This window comes from Acinetobacter sp. ANC 3813 (assembly GCF_002135435.1).
In the GTDB taxonomy this organism is placed as follows: Bacteria; Pseudomonadota; Gammaproteobacteria; order Pseudomonadales; family Moraxellaceae; genus Acinetobacter.
Genome location: NZ_NEGK01000006.1, coordinates 103,742 through 128,165, shown reverse-complemented (window position 1 = coordinate 128,165; position 24,424 = coordinate 103,742). Strand labels below are relative to the sequence as shown.

24 protein-coding genes and 1 pseudogene are annotated in these 24,424 nt (G+C 44.7%); 11 read left to right on the top strand and 14 right to left on the bottom strand.

Features of this window, described 5'->3' with window-relative positions; translation table 11 throughout:
• Positions 1–12 precede the first annotated feature (12 nt).
• Positions 13–888, bottom strand: coding sequence for an EamA family transporter (locus B9T34_RS10670; RefSeq protein WP_086213119.1), 876 nt, complete (start codon positions 886–888; stop codon positions 13–15).
• A 187-nt stretch (positions 889–1,075) separates the two neighbouring features.
• Between B9T34_RS10670 and B9T34_RS10665 the strand changes: the two genes are divergently transcribed.
• Positions 1,076–2,872: a hypothetical protein gene (locus tag B9T34_RS10665; protein ID WP_086213118.1), complete on the top strand. Its 1,797-nt coding sequence runs from the start codon at positions 1,076–1,078 to the stop codon at positions 2,870–2,872.
• A gap of 62 nt (positions 2,873–2,934) precedes the next feature.
• Here B9T34_RS10665 and B9T34_RS10660 read toward each other — a convergent pair whose 3' ends face one another.
• Together B9T34_RS10660 and serA are read right to left on the bottom strand one after the other, a co-directional pair.
• Complete coding sequence (locus B9T34_RS10660) at positions 2,935–3,801, bottom strand: EamA family transporter (RefSeq protein ID WP_086213117.1); 867 nt, start codon at positions 3,799–3,801, stop codon at positions 2,935–2,937.
• A gap of 109 nt (positions 3,802–3,910) precedes the next feature.
• Positions 3,911–5,143, bottom strand: coding sequence for a phosphoglycerate dehydrogenase (serA, locus tag B9T34_RS10655; protein WP_086213116.1), 1,233 nt, complete (start codon positions 5,141–5,143; stop codon positions 3,911–3,913).
• A 350-nt stretch (positions 5,144–5,493) separates the two neighbouring features.
• Here serA and B9T34_RS10650 point away from each other — a divergent pair, with 350 nt between their 5' ends.
• Together B9T34_RS10650 and B9T34_RS10645 are read left to right on the top strand one after the other, a co-directional pair.
• Positions 5,494–6,903 carry an FAD-binding oxidoreductase gene (locus tag B9T34_RS10650; protein ID WP_086213115.1) on the top strand — a complete coding sequence of 470 codons (1,410 nt, stop codon included), beginning with the start codon at positions 5,494–5,496 and terminating at the stop codon, positions 6,901–6,903.
• Between the two features lie 144 nt (positions 6,904–7,047).
• Positions 7,048–7,419, top strand: coding sequence for a hypothetical protein (locus B9T34_RS10645; RefSeq protein WP_086213114.1), 372 nt, complete (start codon positions 7,048–7,050; stop codon positions 7,417–7,419).
• Positions 7,420–7,503: 84 nt separating this feature from the next.
• Here B9T34_RS10645 and B9T34_RS10640 read toward each other — a convergent pair whose 3' ends face one another.
• Complete coding sequence (locus B9T34_RS10640; RefSeq protein WP_139841265.1) at positions 7,504–8,355, bottom strand: RNA helicase; 852 nt, start codon at positions 8,353–8,355, stop codon at positions 7,504–7,506.
• A gap of 95 nt (positions 8,356–8,450) precedes the next feature.
• Between B9T34_RS10640 and B9T34_RS10635 the strand changes: the two are divergent.
• Positions 8,451–8,675: pseudogene (locus B9T34_RS10635) on the top strand (pirin family protein); the annotation flags it as partial.
• 162 nt (positions 8,676–8,837) lie between these two features.
• Here the strand turns inward: B9T34_RS10635 and B9T34_RS10630 are convergent.
• Complete coding sequence (locus B9T34_RS10630; protein WP_086213111.1) at positions 8,838–10,193, bottom strand: CAP domain-containing protein; 1,356 nt, start codon at positions 10,191–10,193, stop codon at positions 8,838–8,840.
• 242 nt (positions 10,194–10,435) lie between these two features.
• On the opposite strand from B9T34_RS10630, the gene B9T34_RS10625 reads away from it, so the two are divergent.
• Both B9T34_RS10625 and B9T34_RS10620 read left to right on the top strand, forming a co-directional pair.
• The gene (locus B9T34_RS10625; protein WP_086213110.1) at positions 10,436–11,332 is read left to right on the top strand and encodes a pirin family protein; all 897 of its coding nucleotides are present in this window, start codon (positions 10,436–10,438) and stop codon (positions 11,330–11,332) included.
• Between the two features lie 250 nt (positions 11,333–11,582).
• Complete coding sequence (locus B9T34_RS10620) at positions 11,583–12,812, top strand: MFS transporter (protein WP_086213109.1); 1,230 nt, start codon at positions 11,583–11,585, stop codon at positions 12,810–12,812.
• Between the two features lie 60 nt (positions 12,813–12,872).
• On the opposite strand, the gene B9T34_RS10615 is transcribed toward B9T34_RS10620, so the two are convergent.
• The 5 genes from B9T34_RS10615 to B9T34_RS10595 form a co-directional block, all read right to left on the bottom strand.
• Entirely contained in the window at positions 12,873–13,172 is a 300-nt protein-coding gene (locus tag B9T34_RS10615) for a DUF3817 domain-containing protein (protein ID WP_086213108.1), read from the bottom strand.
• 146 nt (positions 13,173–13,318) lie between these two features.
• Positions 13,319–15,469 (bottom strand): YccS family putative transporter, encoded by a 2,151-nt coding sequence (yccS, locus tag B9T34_RS10610; protein WP_086213107.1) that lies wholly within the window; start codon positions 15,467–15,469, stop codon positions 13,319–13,321.
• 248 nt (positions 15,470–15,717) lie between these two features.
• On the bottom strand, positions 15,718–16,278 hold the full coding sequence (gene sodC, locus B9T34_RS10605) for a superoxide dismutase family protein (RefSeq protein WP_086213106.1): 561 nt from the start codon (positions 16,276–16,278) through the stop codon (positions 15,718–15,720).
• 112 nt (positions 16,279–16,390) lie between these two features.
• Positions 16,391–17,521: an AI-2E family transporter gene (locus tag B9T34_RS10600; protein ID WP_416202712.1), complete on the bottom strand. Its 1,131-nt coding sequence runs from the start codon at positions 17,519–17,521 to the stop codon at positions 16,391–16,393.
• A 123-nt stretch (positions 17,522–17,644) separates the two neighbouring features.
• Complete coding sequence (locus tag B9T34_RS10595; protein ID WP_086213104.1) at positions 17,645–18,289, bottom strand: ParA family protein; 645 nt, start codon at positions 18,287–18,289, stop codon at positions 17,645–17,647.
• Positions 18,290–18,410: 121 nt separating this feature from the next.
• On the opposite strand from B9T34_RS10595, the gene B9T34_RS10590 reads away from it, so the two are divergent.
• Both B9T34_RS10590 and B9T34_RS10585 read left to right on the top strand, forming a co-directional pair.
• The gene (locus B9T34_RS10590) at positions 18,411–18,881 is read left to right on the top strand and encodes a Holliday junction resolvase-like protein (protein WP_086213103.1); all 471 of its coding nucleotides are present in this window, start codon (positions 18,411–18,413) and stop codon (positions 18,879–18,881) included.
• A gap of 23 nt (positions 18,882–18,904) precedes the next feature.
• Positions 18,905–19,498, top strand: coding sequence for a hypothetical protein (locus tag B9T34_RS10585; RefSeq protein WP_086213102.1), 594 nt, complete (start codon positions 18,905–18,907; stop codon positions 19,496–19,498).
• A 35-nt stretch (positions 19,499–19,533) separates the two neighbouring features.
• On the opposite strand, the gene B9T34_RS10580 is transcribed toward B9T34_RS10585, so the two are convergent.
• Positions 19,534–20,157: a class I SAM-dependent methyltransferase gene (locus B9T34_RS10580; RefSeq protein WP_086213101.1), complete on the bottom strand. Its 624-nt coding sequence runs from the start codon at positions 20,155–20,157 to the stop codon at positions 19,534–19,536.
• Between the two features lie 264 nt (positions 20,158–20,421).
• Between B9T34_RS10580 and B9T34_RS10575 the strand changes: the two genes are divergently transcribed.
• Positions 20,422–20,982, top strand: coding sequence for a hypothetical protein (locus B9T34_RS10575; RefSeq protein ID WP_086213100.1), 561 nt, complete (start codon positions 20,422–20,424; stop codon positions 20,980–20,982).
• A 39-nt stretch (positions 20,983–21,021) separates the two neighbouring features.
• Entirely contained in the window at positions 21,022–21,423 is a 402-nt protein-coding gene (locus B9T34_RS10570; RefSeq protein ID WP_228147440.1) for a protease inhibitor I42 family protein, read from the top strand.
• A gap of 235 nt (positions 21,424–21,658) precedes the next feature.
• Here B9T34_RS10570 and B9T34_RS10565 read toward each other — a convergent pair whose 3' ends face one another.
• Positions 21,659–21,991, bottom strand: a complete 333-nt coding sequence (locus B9T34_RS10565; protein ID WP_086213098.1) for a HopJ type III effector protein — start codon at positions 21,989–21,991, stop codon at positions 21,659–21,661.
• 155 nt (positions 21,992–22,146) lie between these two features.
• Here B9T34_RS10565 and crcB point away from each other — a divergent pair, with 155 nt between their 5' ends.
• On the top strand, positions 22,147–22,524 hold the full coding sequence (crcB, locus tag B9T34_RS10560) for a fluoride efflux transporter CrcB (protein ID WP_086213097.1): 378 nt from the start codon (positions 22,147–22,149) through the stop codon (positions 22,522–22,524).
• 156 nt (positions 22,525–22,680) lie between these two features.
• On the opposite strand, the gene B9T34_RS10555 is transcribed toward crcB, so the two are convergent.
• Together B9T34_RS10555 and B9T34_RS10550 are read right to left on the bottom strand one after the other, a co-directional pair.
• Entirely contained in the window at positions 22,681–22,935 is a 255-nt protein-coding gene (locus B9T34_RS10555; RefSeq protein WP_086213096.1) for a type B 50S ribosomal protein L31, read from the bottom strand.
• Positions 22,936–23,044: 109 nt separating this feature from the next.
• Positions 23,045–24,343 carry an ABC1 kinase family protein gene (locus B9T34_RS10550; protein WP_086213095.1) on the bottom strand — a complete coding sequence of 433 codons (1,299 nt, stop codon included), beginning with the start codon at positions 24,341–24,343 and terminating at the stop codon, positions 23,045–23,047.
• Between the last annotated feature and the right edge of the window lie 81 nt (positions 24,344–24,424).

The following is a 24,424-nucleotide window of genomic DNA, read 5'->3' as shown; positions in this document are numbered from 1 at the left end:
CTTGCTCAAGGTCTAAGCCGATTTTGCGGATGAATCCTGCGATGACTTTAAGGTCACACCTATAGATGCAACCATGACGCAGAACAGCGCAGCCCATTGCAGTAGGCCAATTTGTTCGCCCAGCAAGACCAGCCCTGTCAGCGCTGCCAGTGCAGGAGAAAGGCTGGATAAAGTGCCGTAGCTGAGTTTATTCAGCTGTTTCAGCGCTTTTAAATCTAAAGCATAGGGAATGGCTGTGGCTAAAATAGCAATCGTAAGGGCTTTGCCCCAATACTCAGTGTGCAGCAGTGCGGGTGCATCACGGTAGAGCCCGATCGGCAGCAAGGTCAGTGCCGAGAGCGTAATGGCAATGGTCAGCGCATGCATGCCGATATTTTGATGCACCACCTTTTGCCCGAAATAAATATAAAATGCCCAGCACAGACCTGCGCCCAGCGCACAGGCAGCGCCTATCATTGAAAACTCAGCGCTGGCGGTTTGTCCCCAAGGCACCATCAAGGCGATGCCTGCGATCGCCAGCAGTACCCAGACGTAATCGCTGCGCCGCTGAATGGACAATAAGGCTAAGCCCAAGGGGCCAATAAATTCCAATCCCACTGCAATACCTTGCGGCAATTTACCCAAAGACATATAGAACAGCACATTCATGAGGCACAGTGAAGCGCTGTAACATAGCAGCTCACGCCATCTTAAATAGGGCAGCCGTTTGACAATTTGCCAAGACCGGAACATCAGGCAGACAATAACCGCTGCAAAGCTCAAGCGCAGAATGGTCACGCTCAGCGGATCCAGTACAGTAAACAGCTGTTTGGCAAAAGATGCGCTGATTTGATATGACACCATGGACAGGATCATATACAGCACGGCAAGCGCTTGAGCATTCGGCATAAAATAGACAGCAGGATTTAAATGGGCAATGTGCTGAATTATAGCGCACTTGCTGAATGAACAGTGTTTGGCAGCGCATTCATGCCTTGCTGTTCATGTGAATAGTGCGCTGTATTTGATCTCAATATAAATAAAAACAATAATGTGCGGCTTTTGGTGCGTCTTATTTTAATAAAGAGTAATAATAATGATATTAAAACAACAGTTTCAGGCCATGCTTGCCGCATGTGTTTTAACAGTGCCGCTGATTGGATGCGGATCGGGCAATGACTCCAATACTCAGCCCTCACAAACAGAAGTTACGGTTGAAAAAGCAGTGTCTGCTTATGTTCAGAGCGCTCAAGGCACTGCTCTGGCAGATGTAACCATCATGATAGCAGGCCAGACCTTTAAAACAGACAGTAATGGTTTGGCTTCTTTTAAGGTGAAAATTCCTGCATCTGCTAGTTCTGTAGCCGTGCGTTTAAGCCGTTCAGGATTTATTAACCAGTCTGTTAGCATTAATGTTAAAGACTTAGCAAATATCACGGCAAATATGCTCGATATTAAGCAAGTGGTGAATGTTGCTCAAATTGAAAATGCGCAAGTTATTGAATCTGCTTATAGCCATGCAAAAATCACCATTCCGGCAAATGCATTTGTATTGCCCAATGGCCAGCCTGCCACAGGTGCGGTCACTGTGGAGTTCAGTCCGTGGGATATTCAAAGCAGTGATTTAAATGCCATGCCTGCAAATGGCGTTGCAATGACAGCCAATGGTCAAATCACCAATCTCATCAGCGTGGGGATGATTACAGCGACCTTTAAGAATGCGGCTGGCGAGCATTTACAGCTCGCTAAAGGAAAAACAGCTGATATTCAAATGGATTTGCCGGTCGATAGTATTAATAACCAAATTTTAAGCGCTGGATTTAAAATTCCAATGTGGCATTTTGATGAAGCCAAGGGCTTATGGGTAGAAGAAGGTGAAGGACAAGTGATTTCGTCTCTAAGCTCTCCTGTAGGTCTTGCAGTGCATGCAACAGTATCGCATTTTTCGACTTGGAACTGGGATTTCAAATTTGAAAATCCAGGTTCAGTCAATGTGAAATGCCAGTCGGCCAATGTTTTTGTACCTTGCAACATCACCGCACAGGTTATATTGAAAGACCTCTCTGTTTTAACCAAAACCAATGCGATTTCAGCAGCTGGTGTAGATATTATTAATATGCCTTCTGAGGGGCAGATTCAATGGACTGCAAAAGATAGCTCTGGCACTTTAATCGGCTCAAAAACGTCGATGCTGCCAAATGACAAGAATGTGGTGATTGATTTAGGTGCGCCAACGACCAATAACTTTGTGAAATGTGTAACCGTTGACAATAAGGCAGTGGCCTGTTCCGGGCAATTTAATGGCGTATCCTTTGCGGTGCCTGAAGAAGGCGGCCGAATTATTTCAGGCTTGAAAAATGCGGCGCACTTAACTTGGGTCGCGGCCAGTGCTCAATATGAACAGGGCAATGCTGTGTATCAAGCGACTGGTACAATGACATCGGGCTTGACAGGCAATGTCACGATTAAACTCAGCAGCGTGACGAAGCTGTTTGATCAGCATCAGGTGAATCTGCGCTGTAAGTCTTCAGAAGCTGATCCGTCGTATTGCATGGTGTATTTACGAGGAAACTACGCGCGGGTAAATACCCAGACTGAGCAGCCGTCATTTTATAAACAATACCGTTTGCCGTTAAACCAAACCTTCAGCGCATATCTTCCAATCCCTCCTCAGGCTGAAACAGATTGGGCATGGGTGAGTGCAGATGGGGTACTGGAGAAAGGTGATCTGCAGAAACCAGACTATTGGTCTTCGGAAAATATTTATGACAGCAGCTTAATTGAATTTGATTTCGATCAAATTGATTGGTGTGATGCATCAATGAATAATGTTGAAATTGATCCAAACAATCCGCCTGCATTAATGTATCCAACTTGCTGGATAGTCTCCTAATCAATCAGCTAAATAAATAAAAAACCGCACTTTGGTGCGGTTTTTTATTTCATATGAATCAATTACTTTCTCGCTTTCTGCGTGGTGACAGTACAGCCGATGGATGCTGTAATAATCACCGCCAGCGCCAGCCACTGTGTCCACAGCAATTGCTCGCCTAAAAATACAAATCCAGACAGCGCGGCAATGGCGGGTTCTACACTCATCAATGTGCCAAAACTCAAGGCAGATAAATTGCGCAGCGCAATCATTTCTAGAGTAAAGGGCAGGGCGCTGGCCAAGACTGCCAGCGCAATAAAGTAAATAAAATTCGATGGCTCAAAGGCTGAGGTAGGCATGCCAATCAGCAGCGCAAGCGGCATCAGGCAGAGCATGCCGACAAACATGCCGAGGCAAACGGTATGGTTGCCCGACACACCAGACGGTTTCTGACCTGCCACAATATACAGCGCCCAGCAGGCGCCTGCGCCTAGCGCAAATGCAATGCCAATTGGGTCTAAACGTGCAGAGGCTTGATCAAATGGGAACAGCAGCACCAAGCCTAAAATGGCTAAGCCGACCCAAATAAAATCAAATTTTTGCCGCGCATAAAACAGTGCGACACTGAGTGGCCCAATAAATTCAAAAGATACCGCAATCCCGAGCGGCAGCCGATTAATGGATAAATAAAACAGCGCATTCATGCCTGCTAAGGCGATACCGTAACTGGCAATCGCTTTCCATCTCACCTGTTTGAAATTGACCTGCCAAATACGGAAAATCACCGCCAAAATCAGTGAGCCCAGCAAAAGGCGTAAGCTGGATACGGTCAGAATCGGAAATTGATTGAAGAGGATTTTGGCCAGCGAGCCGCTGCTTTGCATACTGATCATTGCAATCAGCAGCAGCAACAGGGCGTGCACATGGGGCGTATTTTTTAAATTCGGCATGCGCTGAATATACTAAATTTGTTTCGATTTCTCGATAGCGGGAGAGTAAAGCAGAAGCTTAAAAAACAAAAAAGCCACAGGCCGCAGCCCGTGGCTTTTAGCGCAGTACTTAGAACAATACGCGTACGCGGATTGTACCTTCAACTGCATGCAAAGTGTCTAGCGCTTCTTGAGATGCAGTAGCGTCTACATCCATAACCAAGTAGCCCACATCGCCTTTAGTCATTAAAGACTGGCCAGAAATGTTGATGCCGTGCTCTGCAAACAGGTTATTGATTTTAGACAATACACCTGGAATGTTTTTGTGAATGTGCAGTAAACGGTGCTTGCCTTCAGTTAAAGGAAGCGCGATTTCTGGGAAGTTCACAGCAGATAAAGTCATACCTTTATCTGAGTAAGCAACAAATTTTTCGCCTACTTCTAGGCCGATGTTTGCTTGCGCTTCCATAGTCGAACCGCCAACGTGAGGTGTTAAAATCACGTTTGGAAGGTTGCGCAGTGCAGAAACAAATTCTTCACCATTCGCTTTTGGCTCTTTAGGGAATACGTCAACCGCTGCGCCAGCAATGTGGCCAGATTTGATTGCATCTGCAAGATCATCAATCAGAACGCATGTGCCGCGCGCTGCATTAATGAAGATCGAACCTTCTTTCATTTGAGCAAATTGATCTTTGCCCATGAAGTTGCGAGTAGACGGTACATCTGGAACGTGAATAGAGACGACGTCAGCATTGGCAAGCAGTTCATTTAAAGAACCCACTTGACGCGCATTGCCTAGCGGCAGTTTAGTCACTGCATCATAGTAAATCACTTGCATGCCCATGCTTTCAGCAAGAACAGAAAGTTGAGAACCGATAGAACCGTAACCGACGATACCTAAAACTTTACCGCGTGTTTCGAATGAACCCACTGCAGATTTGTTCCAGCCGCCCGCATGTGTATCTGTAGATTTTTCAGGTACACGGCGCAGAAGAAGGATCGCTTCAGCAAGCACTAACTCAGCTACCGAACGGGTATTAGAGTATGGCGCGTTAAATACAGGAATACCGCGGATCATCGCAGCATTTAAGTTCACTTGGTTTGTACCAATACAGAAACAGCCCACTGCAATCAGTTTGTTCGCTGCTTCAAACACTTCTTCAGTGAGTTGAGTGCGCGAACGAATACCGATGAAGTGCGCATCTTTAACCGCTTCTAGCAGCGCTTCGCCTTCCAGCGCTGTTTTACGGTAATCGATGTTGGTGTATCCGGCAGCATTTAAAGTGTCGACTGCGTTCTGGTGAACGCCTTCTAACAACAAGAAACGAATTTTATCTTTAGGCAGTGAAAGATGTTGGCTCATTACGGCTCCGCTACAAAGGCCAAATTTAGTGCGCATATAATAGCATAGGAGTACAGGCGATATACATTTCCTTTATGACAGCAGAGTAAGGTATTTTTGCAAAATATGGTGCAGCATGATTCATTAGGGGTTTAATTAAGTCCGCAATTTCAAACGGATGATTGTAAAAACAGGATTTTCTGCGGGTTTTGCCTAAAAATACTTTATAATATCCATCCGTGAAAAAAGATCTCTAGTCTGATTCTTTTATCTTCACGCCTGCCTGAATTTATTCATGCGCCAAGCTATGCGCAAACGAATGATTTATAGGCTATTTACAACTTGTTTACTTCTTGCAAGGTCTGAAAACGATGAATGCTCCAGTCGCTTTAACCCCAGAGTTATTAACCCAATTGACCGCTATCGTCGGTGAAAACCGTATTAAAACCGATGCGGACAGCCTAGAAAATTGGGGACGTGACCATACCAAGCACTTCGATCCAAACCCGTCGGTCATCGTTTTCCCATCATCGACTGAGCAAGTGCAAGCCATTGTTCAGCTTGCGAACCAATTTAATGTAGCCATCACACCTTCTGGCGGCCGTACTGGCTTATCTGCTGGCGCAGTAGCAGCCAACGGTGAAATCGTGGTGAGCATGGACAAGATGAACCAGATTCTGGAGTTCTTCCCTGCAGACCGCATGGTGCGCGTACAGGCGGGTGTGGTGACTGAACAGCTGCAAAATTATGCAGAAGAACAGGGTATGTATTACCCAGTCGATTTCGCATCTGCAGGTTCATCACAAATTGGCGGCAACATTGGCACCAATGCTGGCGGTATTAAAGTCATTAAATACGGCATGACCCGCAACTGGGTGCTGGGTTTAACTGTTGTTACAGGCAAAGGCGATGTATTGCGTTTAAACAAAGGCATGATTAAAAATGCAACGGGCTATGCGCTGCAGCATTTATTCATTGGCGGTGAAGGCACTTTAGGTTTAGTTACCGAAGCGGAAATTAAATTAGAGCGCCAGCCGCAAGACTTGCAAGTGATGGTTTTAGGCGTTCCTGATTTTGATGTCATCATGCCTGTGCTGCATGCGTTCCAAGCGAAAATTGACCTGACTGCATTTGAGTTCTTTGGTGAATTGGCGATGCAGAAAGTCTTGGCCAATGGCCATGTACAGCGTCCGTTTGAAACGGCATGCCCATTCTACGTATTGCTTGAATTTGAAGCGCCATTTGAACCGATTATGGACAAGGCGATGGAAATTTTTGAGCACTGCATGGAGCAGGGCTGGGTGCTGGACGGCGTGTTAAGCCAAAGCCTTGAGCAAGTTGAAAGCTTATGGCGCCTGCGTGAAGATATTTCGGAATCAATTGCGCCATTTACGCCGTATAAAAATGACATTTCAGTATTAATTACGCATGTTCCTGCGTTTATTAAAGAAATTGATACGATTGTGGCAGACAACTACCCAGATTTTGATATCTGCTGGTTTGGCCATATTGGCGACGGCAACCTGCATTTAAATATTTTAAAACCTGCGGACTTAAGCAAAGATGAGTTTTTTGCTAAATGCCAAGTGGTGAATAAATACGTATTTGAAACTGTTAAAAAATATGACGGTTCGATCTCTGCTGAGCACGGTGTGGGCATGACCAAAAAACCGTATTTGGATTACACGCGTTCTGCAGAAGAAATTGAATACATGAAAGCGCTTAAGCAAGTATTTGACCCGCAAGGCATTATGAACCCTGGCAAATTGTTTGATCTTTAATTTTCAAACGATTTAAGATTTTAAAAACGCATCTTCGGATGCGTTTTTTATATCTGACGCTCTAAGACTTACATTTGCTAAATAGTGTTAAGCATTCAAAAAAGGCAATATATGCACAGTATTTTAGAAGTTTGGATCAGGATTATGTTCCGTATGATTGCTGCCGCAGCTGTATGCGCAGGTGTTTTGTCTGGCTGTGCCACGACACAGAAAATTGTGAATAAAGTTGGCCGTTCAGAAACACCGCTGGCGCAGGTACTGCACGAGCGCCCAGATTTGCGCAAGGACTTGGCAACAGTTGAAATCCGCCAGTACTTTAACAGTGTAGAGTCACCGACAGCAGCAGAAGTAAAAGTGACTGAAACAGGCTTGCTGGATGATTCGGTTCGTTCAATCCGCACCGTATACCGCTTTAAGCAGGTCGATGGTGACTGGGAACGTACCACTACACAAAAAGAATATATGTGCCAGCGCGGTAAAAATACCAAGACTTTCCAAACAGCGAAATGTTCTTAATAAATCTTTGATTTATGATTGTAATTTAGGCAGTGATGCCTCATAAAAAGCGTATCGATTGATGCGCTTTTTTATTGGGAATAATTAAAATGGCAATCCATTATCAAGGTTATTTATTTGATTTTCAATAAATAATTCAATCTCATGGAAAATTGCAGTTCTATCTTCAAATGACAGCATTGGCTCCCATTTAATGTTGAATGAATCTCTTGTAAAGGAAATTCTTTCAACATCATTTTGGTAGTTTCTCCATGTATTTCTAGCAATTTCCTCTTGGTCGGAAAAGTTTAATTCTTTTGAAAATTTTACCGTTGAATAGTTTGTGGAGTTATTTATTTTGTTCAAAGTAAGCAATTTTTGATCATCTAAATTTTCATTTAAGATGCTTACTTTATCGAGGAGTTTTTCAAGTGCCTCAGTTGAACCAATGGTTTGATTATCTATTGAAGAAATTGTAAAACTGCCAAAGTGGCTCAAAAAGGGTTGGTAATTATCTGATATTGATTTTTCATAAGTTGCTTTAATTTTTTGAGCTAAAGAGTTTATAAAGGTTTCAATAGTGTTAAATCTCAAATCTTTACGGTATCCAATATGCTCAATATTGGAAGTATCAAATGAATAGCTTGTTAAATCATCTTTTATAATGACTACAGGTTTATTAAATGCAAGCCTCATTCCTAGTTCAAACATTACATTGGCATTTTTTCCACTTACATCGCAAATAGTAATAGGATTATTATAAATATTTTGAATAATTGATTTATGAATGATAGTTGCATCGTCTGATTCACTAACCATTCGCGGGGTAAAGCCAGCTCTTTCAACTGCCCGATTTATTATTGAACGTATATCTACCCAATGTTGCTCAGGATATTCTGAACCCATTGATGCAATTGGCATAATAATTCCACAGACCAAAGAGTTTTCTTTATTCATTTTAATGTACTAATTTTAAAAAATTATTGGCTAATTATTGTCTAAAAAATAATAAAATGGCAAGTAAAACAGAAATTAAATGATGGGTTAGAATATTGAAAACACTAGCTTTTATCTATAAAACCACATTCCAATCCGCTGTAGGTGACTTTTCCCCAGTCACCGCCGTATTTTCTCACTATGAACTGGGAAATACCGTTTCACCATTTCTACTGCTCGACCATCTAGGCCCCGGAATACTCAAACCCACCCAGCTGGGTAAAGGTGTAGACGAACACCCACACCGCGGTTTTGAAACCGTCACTATTATGTTTAAAGGCTGAATAGAATATCAAGACGAAACAGGTGATGGGGTGATCCTATAGGGTGACGTACAAAGGCAGAAATGATAAAATTATTGAAATGCTAAATTGGACATTTATATTTTCAATATTTGAATACTTCCTGACAGAATTTTAAATCCTGTCAGGAAGTATTAATAATTATTCAGTCACTTTAAACCAATAATTATAGTTCGTCGCAACACCTTTAACCTTCACGTTGCTGACTTTCACATCATAGGTCGTGTTATAGCTTAAAGTATCAAAGTTAAACTGGATGCTGTTTGGCAAGCCAGAACCTTTATTATCAAAGGCAACTTTGGTAATGGTTTGCAGCGCGCTAGAGCTGCGTTCTGTCACCTGTAGTGTTGCTTGAGAGTAGTCCACATTGCTGTTGTTCCATAGCGCTTTCTGATCATAGAAAATAGACATTGAAAGCGGTACATTTTTCTCAAAATATTTTGCTGGATAATTCTGATAAGGATAAGCAATCAGTCCAGTCGTATTGGTGGTGGCTTTTATGCTATCCGATGGATAAATCACTTTCATCGCCGAACCTTCCTTAAAAGGACTGCTTGAACTTATGACTGCACCTACGGCAACCTTGGTTAAGAAAGGGTTCAGCAGCCAGCGGCGGTGGCCAATACTTGAAGAATATTTCTCCGTCATGGCGCTAATCACTACATTTTGAATATCGCTGAAGTCATTTTTCCATACAATCTGACTTGAGCTCCAGCGCAGGCCAATATTACTGGTCTGAGATGCTTTGTCCCCAGCTTCTGTATAGCAAGGCAGGGTTTTTTCAGGATAATGCGTTAGGTCATTTTTCGGGTTTGCCGCTGTAATGAGCGCTGCCTGCATGACTTCATCATCACGTGTGTAGTCATAGGCCACAGGCTTTAGCCCATGCAGCGCCCGTATATCATTCAGTGTATTCAGCGCCTCAGTTTTGTATTTTTGCGCTAATACACCCGCCTGACAGGTATTAATATTGGTTTGAGCCGCCTGTTCAGCGGTATAGACAGGAATAGTTTTATTTTCTGCTACAGGCGCATAAGTCGTATTGCCTGCTTGGCTAAATTCTAAGGTACAGCTGCCATTATTCAGCGCTTGAATTTCAATGCCCGACACACTGCAGATGGTTGGACTCAAACTTTTAATTGAGACTGCTAAATTTGCAGAAGATTTGAATTCTAAGTCGTAAAGATTCCCTATCACCATATAGCGTGTATATAGTGCAGGAATAGTTTGCTTGGCGCGGGTTTCACAAGATGCAGGATTTGCAGCGCAGGCATCTGCGGGCGGTTTTTCTGCCGCTGGAGGAGGTGCAGCCTCTTCCGGATCTGCAGGAACGACAGGTGTAGAAGGTTCTGCTGGAGTGGCTGGATTATTTGCAGCATCAGCAGGCGGATTAGCCGCGGAATCACTGCCGCTTCCGCCGCCGCATGCAGTTATCAGTAAAATACTGCTGAATAAACAGGACAGCTTAAAACCCGAACTTAATATTGTCTGCGCCATGCATTTCCCCAAATAAAAATATACTCATGCACTATGCCCGTAGTGTAGAGTGTAAAAAAATGATCGTTTCTATGCGTTATGTCATTAAATTCCTCTTTTTTGAGGTGTGCATAACGGTCTAAAGTGCATATATCTTATTGATTTTACATTAATTTTATAAATTAAAAATCAAAAAATAAAAAGTTATTTTTCAACTATTTAAAATATTAACAAATCCATCCATTGGCTCGGGAAAAACGGTAATGAAAACTCTGGCTTTTATTCATAGTAATAGTACGCAAACGGCAGTAGGGGACTTTGCGCCTGTAACTTCCGTGTTTTCACATTATGAATTGGGCAATACCGTGTCGCCGTTTTTGCTGCTGGATCATTTAGGGCCAGGCATCTTAAAGCCGTCAAAATTGCGCAAAGGAGTTGATGAACACCCGCACCGCGGTTTTGAAACCGTGACCATGATGTTTAAAGGTGAGCTGGAGCATATTGATTCGACGGGCGGCGGCGGGATTATTGCAGCTGGTGATGTGCAGTGGATGACCGCAGCCTCTGGGATTTTGCATAAAGAAGTGTTCAGTCAGGCATTTTCAGAAACAGGCGGCCCTTTTGAGATGCTGCAGCTGTGGGTGAATTTGCCGGCTAAGGATAAAATGAATGCGCCGCGCTATCAAAGCCTGCGCGCTGGCAGCATACCGAAAATTAATTTAGCGCAGGATGCGGGATGGCTGAGAGTCATTGCGGGGGAGTATCTCGGGCATACTGGGCCAGCCAAAGTGCATTCTCCTATGCAGGTTTATGATGTGTTTATGGCGCAGGGCCATACGGTGCAATTGCCTGCACAATCTGGCGATACCACACTCATATATATGCGTTCAGGCCGCGCCGCTTTTCAGCCAGACGATGAGCAGCTGCAGGATTCAGGTTTGGCTGTGATGTCCAGTTTTGGCGATGATGTTGAACTGACGGCGCTGCAGGACTGCTCCATTTTATATCTAAGCGCTGCGCCATTTGCAGAGCCTTTATATGGGCGTGGCTATTTTGTGATGAATCATTACGATGAAGTTATGCAAGCCTATGAAGACTTAAAAAATGGCACATTTATCCAAAGCGCCGCGCAGGAAGAGGGGTCAGAAACTGAACTGTAAAATTTTAATTGCCGCGCCGTGTCGCATAAAGCAGCAATACAAGCGGCTGCAAGCTTGCTAAAATAAGCTGTACATGGCTTAACGCCTCTTCATTATTTTAATTCATCCGCATTATGCTCATGTGCGCCGAGTGCATACGGCGCATTTTATTTTATTAAAATTTATTATTTACAGTGCTGATTTTGGGCTGCTGTGTTTCTCTGCATCTGCAGATACAGCTCAACTCTATAGCGCTCTTGCGTAGGCCATCATGCAAAACATACAAACTGAAAAGCTCAGCCGCGCGACACTCATGTTTCCTTTGGCGCTGGTGCTATTCGAATTTTCTGTTTATATCGGCAATGATCTGGTTCAGCCAGCCATGCTGGCCATTACCAAAGAATTTGGCGTCAGCAGCGCTTGGGCACCATCGTCCATGTCCTTTTATTTGCTGGGCGGCGCCTGCGTGGCAGCGATACTTGGGCCATTGTCAGACCGCCTAGGCCGCAAAAAAGTTCTATTGGGCGGCGTTATCTTTTTTACGTTGTGCTGTTTGGCTATTCTGCTGACGAAAAACATTGAGTCCTTCCTCACGTTACGTTTTTTACAGGGCTTTGGCCTGTCGGTTATTTCGGCAGTGGGCTATGCCGCGATTCAGGAAACTTTTGAAGAGCGTGACGCCATTAAAGTGATGGCGCTGATGGCGAATATTTCTCTGCTGGCGCCGCTGCTTGGCCCTGTGCTCGGCGCATTTTTGATTGACCATGTGTCATGGCATTGGGGCTTTATTGGCATTGCTTTGCTGTCTGGTCTCAGCTGGTTTGGACTGAAAGCCAAAATGCCAGTGCAGCGGCGCAGTATACCCAAACAGCCGATTAGCTATATTTGGCATGATTTTAAACAGGTCTTTAAAAATCCGCGCTTTTTAGCCCTGACCTTGGGCTTGCCTATGGTGGCGATGCCGCTGATGCTGTGGATTGCGCTGTCGCCTGTGCTGCTGATTGAAGAGCTGGGCCTGAGCAGCATGCAATATGGTTTGGCGCAGTTTCCTGTGCTTGGCGGCTTAATTCTCGGCAATATTGTACTGCTGAAAATTATTGATAAATTGCCTTTGGGCAAAACTGTGCTGATCGGGCTGCCTTTAATGCTGGCAGGTACAGGACTGGTGCTGCTGGGCACTTTTATTCAAAGCTATTATCTGATTTGCCTGATTGCCGGTATGACGCTGGTGAGTTTTGGTGAAGGCATCAGCTTTTCAGTGCTGTACCGTTTTGCCTTAATGTCCTCTGAAGTCTCTAAAGGCACTGTGGCGGCTTCGGTATCAATTTTGATGATGTTCAGCTTTTTCTTCATCCTTGAAGCGGTGCGTATACTGTATGAATATTTTCATTTATGGGCTTTTGCGCTGTCGTGCTTCGCCTTAATTGCGCTCTGGTTCAGCTTTCCCCGCAGTACGCTGCAGTCGATTTTGCAGCAAAGAAAAAATGCAGGCGAATTTTGAGTGAATGTTTAAGACATAAAAATCCCCCATCTTTTGGGGGATTTTTATTGGATATGTACTTTAAGACTGAAGTGCAGGCGCTTGCATCTTTTTCAGTTTGGCATCAAAGATAAATGGGCCGAAAGGCAGGATTGATGCGATCAAGCCCATTAAAAACATTGTCAAAGACCATTTTTGCTTTTCACAGACCACAAACAGCACCACTAAAAAGGCGATAAATAAAACGCCGTGTCCCATGCCGACATATTTGACCAGAATAGGATTGCCTAAAATGTACTTCATTGGCATGGCGACAAAAAGCAGCAGGAGAAAAGAAAGGCCTTCAAGGGCGCCCACAAGGCGTAAATTTTGAATAGTCATGGTCACTGTTTCAATGAGAATGATGGGAGAGTGTACCTGAAATCCAGATGGAAAAATAAACTAAATGTGTAATTAAAAGATAATAAAATCAAAGGTTAAAACCAAGTCTTTAACTTGGTTTTAATTATATAGCACTCGAATCTTTGCTATTTTATGTCCTGCCGCAGCAATGCTGTACGCAACAGCAGCAACTCAGGCAGGGTTTCCAATAATAGGCTGATTTGTTTGAGCACCAGCTGCAAGTGGCTGCCCAGCTGTTCCTGCGTATTCAGATTCTGAATCTCGAGCAGTTTTTGCTGAATTTCCTGTTCGGGCAGAGGAAGTTGATCCTTCAAAACCTGAATTAAGGTGTTTTTACACCACAGTAGAAGCTCTAGAACTTGAGTGTCCTGTACTTGCGTGCGGTGACTGCCCAAAGCGGAAATATAGCTGAGCTGGCTATGGCTATAAACCAAATAGCGGAAGGCATGATGGATCAGCTCAGGGTTGGGATTAGGCTCTGTACTCAGGCTGGAAATCATGCTGGCCAGTTCAGTTTGCGCATTATGCGCAGCCCGACGTGCACGGCGGTAATCAATGCTGTTGTCCTGCCCATGCAGGTATTGTTCTGTGACTGCATCAAAATAATTGAGCGTTGCATTGGCGCTTTTTTTAATGGTGGCGGAAATATTGCGGAAGTCCCAATCAGGCCAAATAAAGCTGACCGCAAACCATGCAATCAGGCAGCCTAACAGTGTGTCCATAATGCGCGGTAAAATAATGGCGTAGCCTGCGCCTTTTAAATTAAAAATCAGCAGCACCATTAAGGTGGCCATCAGTGTTGCCATGGCGTATTTTTTGGCGCTGAGGTAAAAAAAGCACACGCCAAAAATCACGGTCAGAAGCAGCTGGCCTTCAATGCTGGGCACAAAATATAAAATTGGCACACCTAAAATCACACCGAGCACTGTGCCCAAAGTCCGCATTTTTAAGCGGCTTTTGGTGGCAAAATAACGCATCTGGCAGACAAATAAACTGGTCAGCAAAATCCAGTAGCCGTTTTTGGCAAAGGGCAGCAAGGAAATGCCATAGCCCACAGCAAAAACAAAGGCAATGCGAACTGCATGGCGGAATAGGGCTGACTGCGGTGTCAGATGCTGCTGCAGTTTCAGCCATAAATCATGCCAGCCGTGAATGTCGTCATCGTATAAATTCAGATTATCGATATGCTGCTGATAGCGCTGTTCCTGACGGTTCTGCAGCTCATTCAGATGCAATAAGCGTTCATGCACACTGTCCAGATTGCGCACAATCAGCTGCAGATTTTTCACATCCATATTGTGTGGATTGTCATGCACCCAATCTTGCATGGAGCTGTGCAGATTGTCTAGCGCATGCGTGGACGAGGCGCTGGGCTGATAAATTTCATTGCGTAAAATGCACTGCGCCAGTGTTTGGCAGGCAAGGGCCTGCAGGCGCAGATTTTTCTGAATGCGGAATATCAAATCGGTGCGGCTGAAATTTTGATGAACCTTTTCATAATGCAAATAATTCGCGCTGGCCTGTTCGTGAATATCCTGCGCCAGAAAATACAGATTCAGCCAGTAAATGGTGTGGTGATTGGCGCGTGAAGCTTTTAAACGAGTCAGCAGAGACGCTTTAGTGAGGTTAAAGCTTTGCACCACTGTGCTGTTCTGAATGGATAAATCATAAAGCAGGGTTTCGACATTGTCTTGATTGTCTGGATCAAACAGCCGGGCTTTGGCATTCAACAGATCGGCAATGTGCATAAAGCTGCGCGACAAATTGTCCTGTACAGCCAGTGTGGGTTTGATCAGATAAAACAGGATGGCGGTTGCGCCGTACCAAAGTGCGCCCAAGACAAAGCAGCTGGGCTGAAAATACCAGTGATCATATTCGCCTAGGCCAAACATAGTGTAAATAGACAGTAAAATTGTGCCGAATGAAATGGCTGCATAGCGCTGGCCTAATGCGCCCATTAAAATAAAGCAGGCGCTGGACAGTGATAAATATAAAATAAAAAAGAATTTATAAGGATGCAGAAAATCTAAAATACTGCTGACACCGAAAAACAGCACGCAGACATAGGCCAAATTACGCAGCCGGATGCTGAGCCGGTCATCAAAATCAGTCAGAGCGGTGGCAATCGCGCCCAATGTTGCAGGGACAATCAGCTGATCAAAGCCTAAAAAATACAGTCCGAGCGTTGTGCCGCTCAAGACGATACATATTTGCAGGCAATAAATGGCAATGGCATTGGATTGGAAAGGCTGAAACCACTGGCGCAAACTGTTCATAAAGGCGAATTGAAGCCGAGTTTTAATTATAGGTTTAGCCTGAACTTTTTTTACAAAGCTGTCAATTTGAGGCGCTTGAAAAGTGGATTAAGCGTGTATTTTTTTATGTATGGATTGAGCCGTACTTTAGGATAAAAGCCCAGCAGAATAGCATCTGCTGAGCGCTGCGGATAATTACGCATAACTGTGCATAAGCCAAGACTTATCCACAGTTTTTGTAGTTTTCCACAATATTGTTTTCCACAATGTTATTTAATGATGCCGCACGCAATACGGTCACCGCCGCCGCCAAGCGGTTTTGGATCATCTGAATAGTTGTCACTGCCTGCATGCACCATAATGGCAAGGTTTTGTATATCTGCCGCTTTTACACGCGGCGCAATCATCGTCACTTTAGCCGTGCCGTCTGCTGCAACATTCAATAATGGCAGGTCGCCTAAGTGTCCAGTAAGCGGTGTGCCATGGTGCGGCGCTTGATTAGGATTGTAATGGCTGCCAGCAGCAAGGGCTGCACCCATCTTGCCATCTTTTTCAGCAGGGTCGCATGAGCCTTTTTCATGAATATGGAAGCCGTGCGGGCCAGGCGGCAGCTGACTTAAATGGGTGCTGATCACGAGACCTGCAGCGCTGTCACGAAAAGCGATTGTACCGATCTCCGCGCCTACACCTGCAGCGCTGACGGCATTCACTTTAATGGTTTGTTCATTACCCGTGCTTGGCAATGTTCCAGTCGTTGAACATCCTGCAGCAAAGAGCGCTGTCAGGGTGCAGGCCGCACTTAGCGTTAGCTTTTGCAATGAGTTTGTCATTTTATGCATCCTATCTGTTTGAACTAAATTATTGAAACAGATAGAAAATCGTATTGCCAGCAGCTTTAGGTCGGTGCTTTGTAACTCGATGCTGGCTTTTGCTGCGATGGGTTTACATCTTCGGTTGCGCGTCTGTATCGTCTGAATCTGGCCCTAAGTCATGCACCATAGAGGCTTTTGGCATCATCACGGGTTCTATCTGGGTTTCATGCAGCCATTCACGCCAAATGGCCAGCAGTACCGCAAGAATCACGGGACCGACAAATAAGCCAACCATGCCAAAACTTGCCAAGCCGCCGAGTACACCAAACATGATCAGCAGGAACGGAATTTGAGTTGCGCCAGAGATCACCAGCGGGCGGATCACGTTGTCAGCTGTGCTGACTACACAAACGCCCCAAGCCATGACGCCAATGGCTTCAATGGTTTGACCTTGCGAAAACAGCCAAAGCGAGATTGAGGTGTAAGCGATGGGAGGGCCAAAGGGAATTAAGGCCAAAATAAAGGTGACAATGGTCAGCAGCATTGGATTAGGCACGCCAGCGACAAAATAGCTGATGCCAGCCAATGCTGCTTGCGCGATTGCAGTTAAGCCGACGCCATAAACCACTGCGCGGGTTGTGTCGGAAATGGTGGATAAATAATGGTGTACGCGAGGCCCAATCACCATTTCCAGCGCTTTGCTGACTTGGCTTAAAATGGTTGGTCCGTCACGGTAAAAGAAGAACAGCGACATGACGGCAAAGCACAGCTTAAAAATATTCTTACTGATTTCATTCAGTAAAATTTTGCCATAGTTTAAATGGCCTTGAATCCAAATTTGAATCGACTGGATAATACTGTTTGGATCATTATTCAGTTCGCGTAAAGTGCGAGACACTTCTTTGCCGATAAAGGGCAGCTGGCGGATAAAATCAGGGACATTGACATGGCCAGAAAAGACCTGCTTTTGCAGTTCATAATATAAATTTCGCCCTTCATGCTGCAGCAGGAAAATCGCAAAAATGAGCGGCAGGCCAATGATCAGCATCACGGACATAATCATCAGTGTTGCGCTGAGTGTTGAACGGTTATTGCACATACGCTGCACGCGCTGATACAGCGGCCATGTCATATAGGCAATAATAGCCGCCCAAACCACAGGCACAATAAAGTATTTCAGAACGCTGAAGCTCAGAAATAATAGGGCGAAAAACAGCCCGAATAATAAGACTTTCTGTAAAGTAGGCGCGTACTGATGCACTGAATTCATGGTCACTGATCGGGGCTGTTAAGCCATATTAACTGAAATTTAAGCAGGCGAACATGCAAGCTTAGTAAGTATTGAATGAATTGCGCAACTTTTTTTATGCAGTTTAAATGTTCATTAAAACCAATTGCTTGGGTCGTCAATAATCGCATTTAAAAGCGGCTGCCATTGTGTTTGCATGCCCAGATAATTTTTCTGGGTTTTATCAAAGACACTTAAGCCCTGCATGGCCAGCTGTCCATAGGCTGTACGTTCAGAAATCCATGCCGCAGGTTCCTGTTCAATTTTATTAAAGAAGTCCTGAATATCTTTAGAACTGGACGAGTTCGGCTTGACGCGGTTGGCCAGCAGTAAAATCTGCACTTTGCCTTTGCGGATGCGCTTAATATCTTGCAAATGCTTCAGGAAACGGCGGGTCGAATCAATATCAAAAAAAGACGGCTGCAGCGGGGTAATAATGGCATGCGCTTCACTGATCAGCTGTTCAGCGTGTTCGCCTGAAAGCGCGCCAGGCGCATCGATAATTAAATATTCAGTATTTTTCGAAGCGTCGCCAATGGATTTTTCATGGCGCCAATCCAAACTTTGAATAGGCGCAGCTGAAGCAGGGCGCTGTTTCAGCCACTGTAAAGCAGATTTTTGAGTATCTGCATCGGCCAAAGCGACTTTGTAGCCTTTTTGCGCCAGCGCAGAAGCCAAATTAATGGCTGTAATCGTTTTACCGCATCCGCCTTTTTGATTGGCAACTAAAATTGTTTTCATGACCCTAAATGATTTTATTCTGCTCGTCCCTAGCATATCATTCTTTTCTGCGCTGAATAGGGCTCAAAACAAAAGTCGCAGCGCAAATTAAAAGACGCCCGCTTTAACTTAGGAAGATTGAATGTCTGTATGGATGGCAATGCTGATCGGCGCATGCATAGGTGTGGTGCTGACGACAATGGTGCTGAGCAATACTCGAAATGGGCGTATCCGGGCAGAGTATGAAAAGTATATTGCAGAGCTGGAGCTGGAGCATCAGCAGAGTTTGAGTGCCGCGCAAAAACGCAGTGTCAACACCAGCCGCGCCGTGCTGAAAGGCAAAATGGCCGAGCAGCTGGCGCCGATTTTGCCGGAGTTTCAGTACTTGCCGAGTGATGCCAAGTTTTTAGGCGATCCTGTGGATTATATTGTCTTTGACGGCTATACCGATTACCGCGATGGAGATGGTTTAGCAGAAGATATTGAAGTGGTGCTGATTGATATTAAAAGCGGCGGCGCGCGTTTGACCAAAGGCCAGCAGGCGATTGCGCAGGCTATCTCGGAAGGGCGGCTGCGTTTTGAAACCATCCGTATAGATTTTGATGATGTTTAATATTTAAAGCGGAGACTGTTGAAATGAAACCCTTAATTTTAACATTTGCCGCTTTAGCGCTGCTGATTTGGGGGTGGAAAGAGTATTTCAGAGAAATTCCGCATTTGGAGCAGGCTGGTGTTTTAAAAAACTTTAAAGTTGACACGCGCCGTGAATTTTCAGGGCACTTTACGGTTGCCGCAGAACGCTTTTATACGCCGCAAAGCAGCGTGCTGTTTAGGGCCTCTGCGTGGGTGGGCGAATTTAATGATTTGGCTTATTTAAGCAACGTCGATGTATTGCTGGCTCAAGGCGAACTGGCCGATCCTCAGCGCTTGAAGCAGGTAAGTTTTGACCAGCACAGCCGCTGCTATGAATTTCAGCTGCAGCCCAATTCCAGCCTGAATGCGGAGGCGGTTCGTGCAGACAGCATCAATATTAGCGCGATTGCGCCAAATGCGCAGATTGCAAAACAGCTGCGCCGTTTAAAGGCAGGGCAGCGTGTAGAGCTGCAGGGGCAATATGTCGATGTCCTGCAACTGAAAACGCAAAAGCATTTTGTTACTGGCATGAGCATTCCACAGCCTAGACCGCAGTGCGCTATTGTACAAATCAAATTTATACAGGTTTTATCGTAGACCAAGATTGAGCGTAAGGCACTCAGATATGCACCTTAGCGCTTAACGGCCCGTGCCAGCAGCATGCGCTGGCCAATGCTAGGAATACCTTCTGCATCAAAATATTCTGCTTCAATTAATTCCAATTCTGCATCTTTTAAGGCGCGTTCAATATTGCGGTTGAGGTGGCAGCCATCTGCCAAACGCTTTTGAATCGGAGTCAGCAGACTCTGCAGCCGCTGTATGGATGGCTTTTCATTATGCAGCACATGCTCAACCACATGAAAAGTGCCGCCGACTTTCAGCACACGGTAAACCTCATCTAGCGCTTGATCCAGCTGTGCAATGCTGCAGAGTGTCCATGTACTGACAATATGGTCGAGGCTGCTGTCTGCAAAAGGCAGTTTTTCTGCGCTGGCTTGAATGTGCTGAACAAGAAAAGGCGCTTCATGCACTCTCTGTACAGCCAAATGGTAAATATCTGGATTAGGCTCTAAGGCATAGAGGGTATCGACTTGCTGATAAAAGGGCAGATTCAGCCCGGTGCCAAAACCTATTTCCAATGCTTCGCCTGAAATGGGCAGCAGCAGTTCTCGGCGTTTGTCCATAAGACTCGGGGTTTGCATCACTTGATTCAGCAGATGCGGAAAAATACGCTGCTGATAAAACTTATAAATCATTCATTTCAATTTTTATTGCTGTTTGCCACAGCTTAACTGAACAGGGCCTTAAGGTTAAGTGTTGAACGGACAGATGATCGGTCTTTGTTACCAAGACGCTAAGGTTTCTTCAGATTTCTTGCGTAATATAGGGTTACAACTGTCGAAATAATTTATTTAAGCTGTATTTAATTTTGCAGAGATAGGCTGGGTCAAAATGCGGTTCCCAGTACACAGCAATGCTTAAAGCTGCATTTAAATACATACAAAGAAAGAGGTAAGCCGATGATTAAGCGTATTTTACTCAGTGCGGTGGCTGCTGCGGCGCTGCTGAATGCGGGAGCACATGCATCGGCAGACTACAATATTGCAAAAGGTTTGGCGCCAACGGCCAAAGATCAGTCGATTTCTGTATTGCAGCCCTTTAAAGGCGATTTCCGCATTTTAGGCTCGAAAGAATACTCAGATGATGAGCAGGCTAAATTTTCCCCGATCGATTATGCCGTGAGCTGGGGCTTATTTGCAGAACCTGAAATTGCCCGCCACATTAGCGTGAATCAATATGACCGCTATTTAAACTGGAAAATGGATAAAGTGCCTGTACCGGAAAAGCAGGCGATGATGATGGTTTCCAATATGCACATGATTCCATCTAACCCTAAAATTGCGAAGCAGATTAAAACCGTAAAACGCGGTGATTTAGTGCGTTTGCAAGGCAGTTTAGTCGAAATTAAGGACAAAGATTTGGTGTGGACCTCGTCATTGACGCCCACAGATACTGGCGATGGCGCATGTGAAGTATTCCGTGTAGATTCAATCCAATGGATTGAGCGTGTAAAAAGCTAAGCAATAGGAACTGAAGACATTTAGGTTAAAAGGATGAAGATGAAAGTATTAGGGTGTGCACTCCTTTTGGGTTTAGGGCTTAGCGGATGCAGCAGTATGAATTCTACGGTCGATGGAAAAACACATATTTTTGTCGGCAATCAAACCTGTCCTGCACTGCTGGAAATGGACCGCGGCCAGACCCTTGAAGTGATTTTGGATGAGAACCCGAGTACAGGCTATGTTTGGACTGTGGCGGAGAATCCAAAACTGTTTAAGATTGAAGAAATTTACGAGTCAGATCAGTCTAAAACTGAAGTGCCGACGGTAGGCAAAGGCGGTCAGAAAATTTACCGCTTTACAGCTTTGCAGGCGGGCCAAGAGCAGCTGCATTTGAAGCATGCGCGCGCTTGGGAAAATACCGCAATTGATGAGTGGAAATGCCGCGTTCGAATTTCTTAATGCTTTTTGTTGGGAAAGCATTTTAAATTTAACGTTAGGTATTTGGGACGAGTAGGCCAGCAGGACGCTGGCCTTTTCCTGTGATGCAGGGATGCATCATCAGGAAAGAAGGGGGTTTTGCTTACTTTTGCCTAGTCAAAAGTAAGCAATGCCATATTACTGAGCACGTCCATTGAGGCTGTGCCAATCTAAAAAGCAATATTCTGCATATGAGATTTTTAGATTGAACAGGCTATTACTTCGCTGTCAGCGCTTGACCTTCAAATTGAATGCCATCCCAGCCATTTTGCATAAATTGACGGATATTTTGATGATCCGCAGCGTCTGGTGTTGCCAACACTGACGCATAGTGTTCTGCAAATAAACTTAAAGTCTGCGCTTGGTCTAGATCATTCAATTGAGCAAAAGAAAACACTTTTGCGCTGCCTTGGTTTTCATTGGCGCCATTGGCTTGCTGGCCATTTTTGAATGCTGTAGGCGTATGTGTATAACGTGCTTCAATAAATGCAATCACATCTGCAAATTTAGCTTCGCCTGCTTGAAGCTGGTTCAATAATTCTTGAGCCATGAGTTTCTCAATCCATAGAATAAAAAAGTGAAAACGCAGGCAATATAGCAAGTTTTAGCCTTGAGATTCATTAGAAATATGATGATTTTTTGCGTTATAGTGAGGCAAAGCCTGCAAGCTGGGCGCAATAATTTTATTGAGAAATTGGAATCTGCATGAATTGGCTTTTGGTGGCGTGCGGCGGCGCAATTGGCGCGTGTTTCCGCTATAGCGCAAGCGTTTGGCTGCTTAAGCCAAGCGGACTGTTTCCGTGGACCACTTGGTGGGTGAATATCCTAGGCTGTTTTCTGGCGGGTATTTTCTTTGCATTTACTCAAAAATATCCCGTGCTGCAGCAGGAAGCTCGATTATTTTTAATGGTGGGTATTTTAGGTGGATTTACCACCTTTTCCAGTTTTGGCTTGGAAACTTTCCAATTGCTGCGGCAGGGGCAAAATGGCTTGGCACTGAGTTATGCCTTTTCCAGCCTCATGGTCGGCGTCATTGTGTTAAGTCTCGGGTTTTATCTCTTTCAGGCTATATTGAAAAATTAAAACAAAAGCTATGCCATTTTTTAAATGCACATGCCTCAGGCCTTAACGACCTAAAAGAATAAAATTGGCATAAAAAAAGAAGCCTAAGCTGGAGGAGGGGGTCTTAGGCTTCTCAATCGTTTTACTTTAAAAGCAAAACCTTAACTGAAAATGAACTTATTGTGAGCGTTTGAAACGTGCGAAGCGTTTATTGAAACTTGCTACACGGCCTTCATTGCTGGCTTGACGCTGTTCACCGGTATAAAACGGATGTGAAGCACTGGAAATATCCAAAGTCACATAAGGATAAGTTTTGCCTTCATGCTCACGGGTCTGCGCCGTTTCTAAGGTGCTGCCAATAACAAAGAATGCATTGGCATTGGTGTCATGAAACAGGACTTCACGATAGTTCGGATGAATGTTTGGACGCATGTGAATTCTCCTAATTATTTTGCATAAATGAAATGTTATAATATAACAATTGGAAATGCAAATTTTGCCCAGTACATTTTCTGTAACTGGGCATCAATCAAATCCATTTTTATGAACGCGGCGGAATCAGCTCTTCAAAAATATCGGAAAGGTTATCCTGCATTTTTAAATGAATCATGTTCCAGTAATGTCCTGACACGGTACGGTTGACCATTAGCGTATCTGGCGAAGGCTTAAACACATCCCAGTATTTTAATGACGATTTCACCAAAACAACGCCGTCATGGTGTGCGGAGTTTTCGGCAAAATCATAATGGGTAGTCAGCGGGCGCATCAGCACTTCTAGCCAAGCTTCATACAGCTCTGCGGGGAACTTGCCTTTTTCAGACATGGAATGCAGTGCATCCAGCTGATTTTCCATTTCAGCAATATCACTGGCGCGGGCTGCATGAATCAACTCTTTAAAGTGGTGCACAATCTCATTGGACAGGGTTTTTACGCCGCCAAAATCGTAAATAATCACGGTGCCGTCTTCCCGAAATGCGAAGTTGCCGGGATGCGGGTCACAGTGAAAGCGTTTGAGGAAAAAGATTTCTTGTCCCATTGCGCGGAACAGCCTTCGCCCTAAGGCATTGCGGGTTTCCAAAGGCCACTTGCTGGCGGTTTCAATGCTTTCGCCTTGTTCGAGGCTGAGCGCAAGCACATGGCGTGAAGAATATTCCTTAAACACTTGAGGAATAATAATTTTAGAGTCGAGCTTTTCATGGAATGCGCGCGCGACTTCTAAGTTTTGCGCTTCGATTTGATAATTCAGTTCATTGTCCAAACTTTCCTGAATTTCATTAAATAAGCGGTCTTGCAGCTTGCGGTCAATTTTTAAAACCCCCATCAGGCGCAGCGCCAGACGCACTTGCTTGAGGTCGCTTTCACAGGCTTCATCGACACCTGGATATTGCACTTTGACGACCACTTGCTGGCCGTTAGGCAAAACGGCTTTATGCACTTGACCTATCGATGCTGCTGCAAAAGGAGTTTCATCAAAACTTTTAAAAATATTCAGCAGCGGCTGACCGAGTTCTTTTTCAACTTGGGCTTTAATTTCTGCAAAAGGCATTGGCGGCGCTTGGCGCTGCAGTTTGCCAATGGCTTTAGCCACTTCTGGCGGGAAAATATCTTTGTACTGTGAGGCAATCTGTCCGACTTTCATGACAGCGCCTTTCATTTCACCTAAGGTATCGGCAATTTGCAGGCCAATGTCTTGAAACAGCTTGCTGCGAGAGGCGTTTTTCTGCTCTTCATCGGCAGTTAAGTTTTTAATGGAATTGGAAACAGTCTTGCTTGCAATACTTGCTGTCATACTGGCAAGTTTCATAAAGCGGCGGCCGGGTGTACTTGCCGTTTTTGCCATGGGTGATGCCTCAAGTTTGAATTTTAATCTCTGCATCTGATCATAGGCGCTTATTGTTCAGCTGCCTACTTTAAAATGTTA